The 8478-nt window shown below is 72.7% G+C and carries 9 protein-coding genes; 7 read left to right on the plus strand and 2 right to left on the minus strand.

The genetic code is table 11. The annotated features are described in order from the left end of the window. On the minus strand, positions 1-270 hold a 270-nt coding region (locus B0W88_RS27020), incomplete at its 3' end, for an Mpo1-like protein (RefSeq protein WP_077037677.1). Beyond that, positions 267-935, minus strand: coding sequence for a GntR family transcriptional regulator (locus B0W88_RS27025; RefSeq protein WP_077037678.1), 669 nt, complete (start codon positions 933-935; stop codon positions 267-269). The genes B0W88_RS27025 and B0W88_RS27020, both read right to left, overlap by 4 nt. Before the next feature lie 117 nt (positions 936-1052). On the opposite strand from B0W88_RS27025, the gene B0W88_RS27030 reads away from it, so the two are divergent. From B0W88_RS27030 to B0W88_RS27060, 7 genes are all read left to right on the plus strand, one after another. Beyond that, positions 1053-1793 carry a DUF969 domain-containing protein gene (locus B0W88_RS27030; RefSeq protein ID WP_077037679.1) on the plus strand — a complete coding sequence of 247 codons (741 nt, stop codon included), beginning with the start codon at positions 1053-1055 and terminating at the stop codon, positions 1791-1793. A 3-nt stretch (positions 1794-1796) separates the two neighbouring features. Next, positions 1797-2747: a DUF979 domain-containing protein gene (locus tag B0W88_RS27035; RefSeq protein WP_077037680.1), complete on the plus strand. Its 951-nt coding sequence runs from the start codon at positions 1797-1799 to the stop codon at positions 2745-2747. A 3-nt stretch (positions 2748-2750) separates the two neighbouring features. Further along, on the plus strand, positions 2751-3515 hold the full coding sequence (locus B0W88_RS27040) for a LamB/YcsF family protein (protein ID WP_077037681.1): 765 nt from the start codon (positions 2751-2753) through the stop codon (positions 3513-3515). A gap of 5 nt (positions 3516-3520) precedes the next feature. Continuing rightward, on the plus strand, positions 3521-5074 hold the full coding sequence (locus B0W88_RS27045; RefSeq protein WP_077037682.1) for a 5-oxoprolinase/urea amidolyase family protein: 1554 nt from the start codon (positions 3521-3523) through the stop codon (positions 5072-5074). Beyond that, positions 5074-6783, plus strand: coding sequence for a biotin carboxylase N-terminal domain-containing protein (locus B0W88_RS27050; protein ID WP_077037683.1), 1710 nt, complete (start codon positions 5074-5076; stop codon positions 6781-6783). The genes B0W88_RS27045 and B0W88_RS27050 overlap by 1 nt, the downstream gene beginning before the upstream one ends. A 5-nt stretch (positions 6784-6788) precedes the next feature. Then, positions 6789-7721, plus strand: coding sequence for a PHB depolymerase family esterase (locus tag B0W88_RS27055; protein WP_077037684.1), 933 nt, complete (start codon positions 6789-6791; stop codon positions 7719-7721). A 44-nt stretch (positions 7722-7765) separates the two neighbouring features. Beyond that, a partial coding sequence (locus B0W88_RS27060) for a hypothetical protein (protein WP_158080954.1) occupies positions 7766-8478 on the plus strand: 713 nt, incomplete at its 3' end.

Below are 8478 nucleotides of genomic sequence, written 5' to 3' on the forward strand. Positions count from 1 at the left end.
CCGCTGCACCGCCTGCCCCGGCCCGCTGAAGGGCACCGGGGGCGTGGGCTCGATCGCATGGCCGCGGCCCTGGGCGATGACGGAGACCAGCATCGCCACCGCGCCGCCTAGCGCCGTCCACCAGGCCGCCGTCAGCAGCCCGGCGACCAGCGCCACATTGCCCGCCAGGAACATCGGCACGACGACGATGTGCAGCAGCAGGTTGGCGCGCGCGCGGTGGTACTGCGGGTAGCCCTCGTGCTGCCAGCGCAGCAGTTCGATCGGTGTCATGCCAGTCCTCCCTCCTGGATGCGGCGGGCGTAGACCGCCAGCACGATGCGCTCGGAGTGCACCAGGTAGTCGTTCAGCGCGGCGGCGGCCTTCGCGAATTCGCCCGACTCGGCCAGCTCCAGGATCTCGACGTTGCGGTCCACGTAGGGCGCGTGCAGGAACTCAGCGTCGCGCAGCAGGCCGAACACCAGCCGCAGCTCGGCCAGCAGTTGCGTGAACATCGCGTTGAGCCGCTCGCTGTCGGCCAGCTCGACGATGGCGTGGTGAAAGGACATGTTGGCCGTGCCCGCGCCCTGCCAGTCCTGCCTGTCGCGGCAGCGGCGCGCGGTGTCGATCGCCTCGCGCATGCGCCTCTTGGCCGGGTGGCGCGGATAGGCCTGGGCCAGCGCCTGGCACTCGACCATGCGCCGCACGCGGTAGATGTCGATGATGGACGCCATGCTCGGCACGGCCACGAACACGCCGCGGTTGGGCTCGTGCTTCAGCAGGCCGTCCTTGGTCAGCGTGCGGAAGACCTCGCGCAACGTGTTGCGCGAGATCGAGAGGCTCTCCGCCAGCGCCTGCTCCGACAGCCGCTCGCCGGGGCCGAACTCGCCCGCGGTGATGCGCCGGCGCAGTTCCTCGGCGATGCGCTCGCCCAATGTGGTGGCAACTACTTCAGTCATCTTCGTTGAACTGTCCCATGCCTGCTTTCGGCGACATGGCCGGGTTTTCACCAATCAAACTTTTACGTTTGTGGATCATGATTACTACGATTGTTCAACAATCTTCAGGAGCAAGCCATGGTCCCCGACGTCTCTTCCGTCCCGCTGCTGCCGCTGATCGGCGTGGCGGTCATCGTGGCCGGCTTCGTGCTGCGCTTCAACCCGATGCTGGTCGTCGTCGCCACCGCGCTGGTCACCGCGGCGGCCGCCGGCTTCGGCCCGCAGAAGATCCTGGCCGTGATCGGCACCGGCTTCATGAAGACGCGCAACCTGCCGCTGATCCTGCTGCTGCCGCTGGCCGCGATCGGCCTGCTGGAGCGCCACGGCCTGAAGCAGCATGCGCAGGACTGGATCGCGCGCATCCAGTCGGCCACCGTCGGCCGGCTGCTGATCGTCTACCTCGCCGCCCGCCAGCTCAGCGCCGCCATCGGCCTGACCAGCCTGGGCGGCCATCCGCAGATGGTGCGCCCGCTGCTCGCGCCGATGGCCGAGGGCGCCGCCGAGGCGCGGCTGGGCCACGCGCTGCCCGAGGCCCAGCGCCTGAAGCTGCGCGCCTATGCGGCGGCCACCGACAACGTGGGCCTGTTCTTCGGCGAGGACATGTTCGTCGCCTTCGGCGCGATCGCGCTGATGACCACCTTCCTGCGCGAGGCCGGCATCGAGGTGGCACCGATGCAGGTGGCGCTGTGGGGCATCCCGACGGCCGTCTGCGCCTTCTGCATCCACGCCTGGCGGTTGCGGCGCCTGGATCGCCAGCTGACGGCGGAACTCAGCGCGATCGCCGCCGAGCGCCACGCCCTCGCCGGCAAGGGAGCCTGAGCCATGACGCTGACACTGAACGCCCTCTTCTACCTGGTCGGCCTGGTGCTGGCCGTCATCGCCGGCATGACGGCGATGGACCGCACGCATCCGCGCCGCTTCGTCAGCGCCGCCTTCTGGGGCCTGTATGCGCTGGTCTTCCTGGTCGGCGACAAGCTGCCGCCCGAGTGGGTCGGCGGTGCCGCCGTGGCGATGGCGCTGATCGCCGGCTTCGGCGGCGTCGGCGCCGGCCGGCACGAGCAGCCCTCGGCCGCGGCGCTGCTGCAGAGCGCCAGGCGCCTCGGCAACAAGCTCTTCGTCCCCGCGCTGGCCATCCCGGTCGTGGCGATGATCGGCACCTTGTCGGCACCCGCCCTCGTCTTCGGTGGCACCCCGCTGCTGGAGCTGAAGAACGCCACGCTGATCAGCCTGGCCATCGGCTGCATCGTCGCGCTGGGCCTGGCCTGCTGGCTGACCCGAGAGACGCCGCTGCAGGGCATGCGCGAGGCGCGCCGCCTGACCGAGGCGCTGGGCTGGGCACTGGTGCTGCCGCAGATGCTGGGCATGCTGGGCCTGGTGTTCTCGGACGCCGGCGTCGGCAAGGCGGTCGCCCACGTGGCGACCAGCACGATCAACATGGACCTGCGCTTCGTGGCCGTGGCGGTCTACGCGATCGGCATGGCGCTGTTCACCATCATCATGGGCAACGGCTTCGCGGCATTCCCGGTGATGACCGGCGGCATCGGCGTGCCGGTGCTGGTGGGCGTGTTCCATGCGAACCCGGCCGTGATGGCGGCGATCGGCATGCTCTCCGGCTACTGCGGCACGCTGATGACGCCGATGGCGGCCAACTTCAACATCGTGCCGGCCGCGCTGCTGGAGCTGCCGGACAAGAATGCCGTGATCCGCGCGCAGATCCCGACCGCCCTGCCGCTGCTCGCCGTGAACATCGTCCTGCTCTACTTCCTGATGTAAGCCATGCACAGCATCGATCTCAACAGCGACCTCGGCGAGAGCTACGGCGCCTGGCGCATGGGCGACGACGCGGCGATGCTCGCCCTCGTCAGCAGCGCCAACATCGCCTGCGGCTTCCACGCCGGCGACCCGGCCGGCATCCTGGCCACGCTGAGGGCCGCCGCCTCGCGCGGCACCGTCGTCGGCGCCCATGTCGCCTACCCCGACCTGGCCGGCTTCGGCCGCCGCGACATGGAGATCGGCAGCGCCGATCTGCAGGCCGACGTGATCTACCAGATCGGCGCCCTGCAGGGCCTGGCCGCCGCGGCCGGCACCCGCGTGCGCTACGTGAAGCCGCACGGCGCGCTGTACAACCGCATCGCCCGCGACGAGAAGCAGGCGCGCGACGTGATCAGCGCCATCAAGGCCATCGATCCCTCGCTCGCGCTGCTGGCGCTGGCCGGCTCGCCGCTGATCGGCTGGGCGCGCGATGCGGGGCTCACCGTCGTGGCCGAGGCCTTCGCGGACCGCGCCTACCGCGCCGACGGCAGCCTGCAGCCGCGCACGCTGCCGGGCGCGGTGCTGCACGATCCGGACGAGATCGCGGCGCGCATGCTGCGCTTTGTTCGGGAGGGCGTGATCACCGCCGTCGACGGCAGCGAAGTGCGCCTGCAGGCCGAGTCGATCTGCGTGCACGGCGACAGCCCGGGCGCGGTCGAGATGGCGCGGCGGCTGCGCGCCTTGCTGGAGGCGAGCGGCATCGCCATCCGCTCGTTCTGCGCGCCATGACAGCGATGCGCTTCCTTCGCGCGGGTCTCGACGCGATGCTGGTCGAGCTGGACGACCTCGCCCGGGCCCAGGCCCTGTGGGCCGCGCTGGACGCCGCCCCGATCGCCGGCATCACGCAGATCGTGCCCGCCGCCCGCACGCTGCTGCTGAGCTTCGACCGCGCCCTGATCGGCTTCGATGACCTGGCGCGGCGCCTTGCCGAACTGAAGCCTGTCGAAGGCACGCGGCCAGCCGGCGAGCTGGTGGAGATCCCGGTCCGCTACGACGGCGAAGACCTCGCCGAGCTGGCCGCTCTGCTCGCCATCACGCCCGAGGAACTGGTGCGCCGCCACACCGGCGCCGAGTACACGGTGGCCTTCACCGGCTTCGCCCCGGGCTTCGCCTACCTGACCGGCGGCCATCCGAGCTTCGACAACATCCCGCGCCGCAAGAGCCCGCGCACCCGCATCCCCGCCGGCGCGGTGGGCCTGGCCGGGCGCTTCAGCGGCGTCTACCCGCAGGCCAGCCCGGGCGGCTGGCAGCTGATCGGCATCACCGACACGCCGATGTGGGACCTGTCCCGCGAGCGGCCGGCGCTGCTGCAGCCGGGGCAGCGGGTGCGCTTCGTCGCCGAGACCGAAGCCGCGGCGACCCCGTCGAGGAAACCCGTTACCTCCAGGGACCCGGGCAGCGGCGCCTCCGTGTTCGAGGTGCGCCGCACCGGCGCGCAGGCGCTGTTCCAGGATCTCGGCCGGGCGGGCCAGGCGGCCCAGGGCGTGTCGGCCAGCGGCGCGATGGACCGCGGCGCGCTGCGGGCCGCCAACCGGCTGGCCGGCAATGACCCCGGCGCCGCGGCGATCGAGATCGCCGGCGGCGGGCTGGAGCTGCTGTGCCTGGCCGACACGGTCGTCGCGATCACCGGCGCCGATGCCGCCATCGAGCTGATCGATGCGCAGCGCCGTCGCCTGCCTGCCTCGGGCCACGCGCCGCTGAGCCTCGCACCCGGCGACACGCTGCGCCTGGCCGAGCCCCGCGCCGGGCTGCGCAACTACCTGGCGGTGCGCGGCGGCTTCGACGTGCCGGCCGTGCTGGGCAGCCGCTCGCGCGACATGCTGGCCGGCATCGGCCCGGCGCCGCTGGCCGTGGGCGACCGCCTCGCCGCGCTGCCGGGCGGCGGGCTGGTGGGCTCGGCAGACACGCCTGCGTCGTCTCCGGCCGCAGGCGAGACCATCACGCTGGACGTGGTCCCCGGCCCGCGCGACGACTGGTTCGCCGACGCCGCCGCGCTGTGCAACCAGACCTGGCGCGTCACCCCGCAGAGCAACCGCGTCGGCCTGCGCCTCGAAGGCGGGGCGCCGCTGCAGCGCCGCTCCGATCTGGCCAGCGCCGAGTTGCCCAGCGAGGGCACGATCGCCGGCGCGCTGCAGGTGCCGCCGAGCGGCCAGCCGGTCCTGTTCCTGGCCGACCATCCGGTCACCGGCGGCTATCCGGTGATCGCCTGCGTCGCGGCCCACCATCTCGACCTGGCCGGGCAGATCCCGGCCGGGGCCTCCATTCGTTTCCGGGTGATCACGCCATGATGAAGAAAGTCCTCATCGCCAATCGGGGAGAAATCGCCGTCCGCATTACCCGCGCCTGCCGCGACTACGGCGTGAAGTCGGTCGCCGTCTACGCCGACGCCGATGCCACGGCCCTGCACGTCGAGATGGCCGACGAGGCCTTCGCCCTCGAAGGCGAGCGCCCCGCCGACACCTACCTGTCCATCGACAAGCTGATCGCCGTCGCGCAGCGCAGCGGCGCGGATGCCATCCACCCCGGCTACGGCTTCCTCTCCGAGAGCGCCGCCTTCGCCCGCGCGGTCATCGGCGCCGGCCTCGCCTGGATCGGCCCGCCGCCCGCCGCCATCGAGCAGCTCGGCGACAAGGTGGCCGCCCGCACGCTGGCGCTGGCCGTCGGCGCGCCGCTGGTGGCCGGCACGCCGGGTCCGGTCGACAACGCGCAGCAGGTGCTGGACTTCGCCGCGCAGCATGGGCTGCCGATCGCGATCAAGGCGGCCTTCGGCGGCGGCGGCCGCGGGCTCAAGGTGGCCTGGAAGATGGACGAGGTGGCGGAGCTGTACGAGTCCGCCGTGCGCGAGGCCACCGCCGCCTTCGGCCGCGGCGAGTGCTTCGTCGAGCAGTACCTGGACAAGCCGCGCCATGTCGAGGCGCAGGTGATCGCGGACACGCAGGGCCATGTCGTCGTGCTCGGCACGCGCGACTGCTCGCTGCAGCGGCGCAACCAGAAACTGGTCGAGGAGGCGCCCGCACCGTTCATCACCAACGATCAGAATCAGCGCATCGTCGAGGCCGCGGAGGCGATCTGCCGCAAGGCCGGCTATGTCGGCGCCGGCACCGTCGAGTTCCTGCTGAGCCGCAGCGGCGCGATCTCCTTCCTGGAGGTGAACACGCGGCTGCAGGTGGAGCATCCGGTCACCGAGCTGACCAGCGGCGTGGACCTGGTGGTCGAGCAGCTGCGCGTGGCCGACGGGCTGCCGCTGTCCTTCGACAAGGCGCCGGCGACGATCGGCCACGCGATCGAGTTCCGCATCAACGCCGAGGACGTGGGCCGCGGCTTCCTGCCCGCGCCCGGGCCGGTGACGCGCTTCGAGCCGCCCTCGGGCCCCGGCGTGCGGGTGGATGCCGGCGTGAGGAGCGGCGGCCAGGTCGCGGCCCAGTTCGACTCGCTGATGGCCAAGCTGGTCGTCCACGGCGCCACCCGCGAGCAGGCGCTGGCGCGGGCGCGGCGGGCGCTGGCCGAGTTCCGCATCGATGGCGTGCCGACGGTGCTGCCCTTCCATCGCGCGGTGGTCGAGGCGCCCGCCTTCGCGGGCAGCGACTTCCAGGTCCACACCCGCTGGATCGAGACCGAGTTCCGCGAGCCGCTGGCCGCCGCCGCAAGACCTGACCCCGTGCCGACGCTGCGCCGCGTGGCAGTCGAGATCGACGGCCGGCGCGTGATGCTGGGCCTGCCGCCCGACCTGCTGCTCGGCGCGGCAACGGCCGCGCCTGCAGCGGCGCCGGCCGCCGAGGAAGCGGACCCATCGACCGTCCTTGCACCGATGAGCGGCACCTTGCTCGCCTGGCTGGCCGAAGACGGCGCCACCGTCGCGGCCGGCGAACCCATCGCGGTGATCGAGGCGATGAAGATGGAGACGCAGATCCTCGCCCCCCAGGCCGGCCGGCTGCAGCGCCGCGCCGAGGCGGGCGCGCATTGCGGCAGCGGCACGGCGATCGGGCGTGTAAGCTGAGGCGCATGCCTCGCGTCGCGCTGCTTCTTCTTTTGCTGATCTGCTCGCTGGCCGCCGGTGCCGCGCCGATCGCCGGCCCCGGCGACTACACCCGCACCATCGACAGCGGCGGGCGCGAGCGCCACTACCGCGTCCATGTGCCGCGCAGCTACGACCCGGCCCGGCCGGCGCCGCTGCTGCTGGCCCTGCATGGCGGCGGCGGCAACATGAACCTGCAGGCGGAGCACTACGGCCTCGTCGACGCCTCGGAGCAGCGCGGCTTCATCGCCGTGTTCCCCAACGGCATCGGCGCGCTGGGCGGCGACCGGCTGGCCACCTGGAACGCCGGCCGCTGCTGCGGCAAGGCGCGTGACCAGGGCGTGGACGACGTGGCCTTCATCCGCGCGGTGGTGGCCGAGCTGCAGGGCCAGCTGGCCGTCGACCCGCGGCGCATCTGGGCCACCGGCATGTCCAACGGCGGCATGATGGCCCAGCGCCTGGGCTGCGAGGCAGCCGACCTGTTCAGCGCCATCGCACCGGTGGCCGGCACCGACAACACCGTCGACTGCCACCCCGCCCGCCCCGTCGCGGTGATCGAGTTCCACGCCCGCGACGACGACCATGTGCTGTTCGACGGCGGCGCCGGCCCGAATGCCTTCCCGAACCGGGCGCAGGTGACCGAGTTCACCTCGGTGCCCGAGACGATCTCGCGCTGGACGCGACGCAACGGCTGCCCAGCTAACGCCCAGGTTCAGCGCACGCTGGAGCGCCCCGGCGCCCGCTGCGAGCTGCAAGCCGCCGGCTGCGGCGCGCCGGTGGCGCTGTGCGTGACCGACAGCGGCGGCCACTCCTGGCCGGGCACGCCGGCGATGCGGCCCGGCAAGGGCGCCCCCTCGCAGGCCCTCTCGGCCAACGCGCTGATGTGGGACTTCTTCTCCGGGCTTATCGCACGACCGTAGCGCGCACAATCGATGCACGATTGAGGCTCACTTCCCACGCCTGCATGGATCGCCTGCCCGAGCAAGTCGTCGAGTGGCACAACCGCCACCCGCTTGCCAAACGCATCAGCATCTACGACGTCCACACGATCGGCGTCGTGGCGCTGCCGTTCATGCGCGACAGCCGCCCGCCGATGCAGGTGGAGCCTGTCCTGACCGACGCCGTCTCCGACGAGAGTCTGGCCGCCTGGGGCAGCGAGGACAGCACCGTCGCCGCCAACACCAATGCCGCGCATCTGGACGCGCTGGCCGACCAGGAAGACCCGCCGCCCGGCGTGGCCGCGCCGGGCAAGCCCACGGGCCTGCTGGCCCGGCTGCTGCGCCGCGCGCCGCGCGCCCCGGGGGGCAGCTGGCCCGCCTTCAGCGAGCGCTTCCTGGAGAAGCTCTCGGCCGGCCGGGTGGCGCGCTTCGCCCAGGCCCACGGCTATTCGGTGAGCCCGGGCGATGCCAGCTGGCCGCACCGCGTCGTCGCCATCGACGACGACATGCTGGACAAGGGCGGCGGCTGGCCCTTCGAGATCTTCCTGGTGACGGCCGCCATCGACGCCGGCAGCTCGCGCACCCGCATCCTGGTCGGCCGCAGCGCCGGCGCGCAGCTGCCGCCGATGCTGGGCCGCCGCTGCCTGGCGCCGAAGCGGGTGGCGCTGGCCGCGCTGCTGCCGCTGCTCGTCGTGGCCGCCGGCGGCGGGGCGCTGTGGCGCGCGACCCAGTCCCACGG

Origin of the sequence: Pelomonas sp. KK5 (genome assembly GCF_001984095.1) — a bacterium.
Lineage (GTDB): Bacteria > Pseudomonadota > Gammaproteobacteria > Burkholderiales > Burkholderiaceae_C > KK5.

Bases quoted from the DNA above. Each gene is read 5' to 3' on its own strand.
- B0W88_RS27025 (WP_077037678.1), bottom strand. From the start codon at position 935: ATGACTGAAGTAGTTGCCACCACATTGGGCGAGCGCATCGCCGAGGAA.
- B0W88_RS27030 (WP_077037679.1), top strand. From the start codon at position 1,053: ATGGTCCCCGACGTCTCTTCCGTCCCGCTGCTGCCGCTGATCGGCGTG.
- B0W88_RS27035 (WP_077037680.1), top strand. From the start codon at position 1,797: ATGACGCTGACACTGAACGCCCTCTTCTACCTGGTCGGCCTGGTGCTG.
- B0W88_RS27040 (WP_077037681.1), top strand. From the start codon at position 2,751: ATGCACAGCATCGATCTCAACAGCGACCTCGGCGAGAGCTACGGCGCC.
- B0W88_RS27045 (WP_077037682.1), top strand. From the start codon at position 3,521: ATGCGCTTCCTTCGCGCGGGTCTCGACGCGATGCTGGTCGAGCTGGAC.
- B0W88_RS27050 (WP_077037683.1), top strand. From the start codon at position 5,074: ATGAAGAAAGTCCTCATCGCCAATCGGGGAGAAATCGCCGTCCGCATT.
- B0W88_RS27055 (WP_077037684.1), top strand. From the start codon at position 6,789: ATGCCTCGCGTCGCGCTGCTTCTTCTTTTGCTGATCTGCTCGCTGGCC.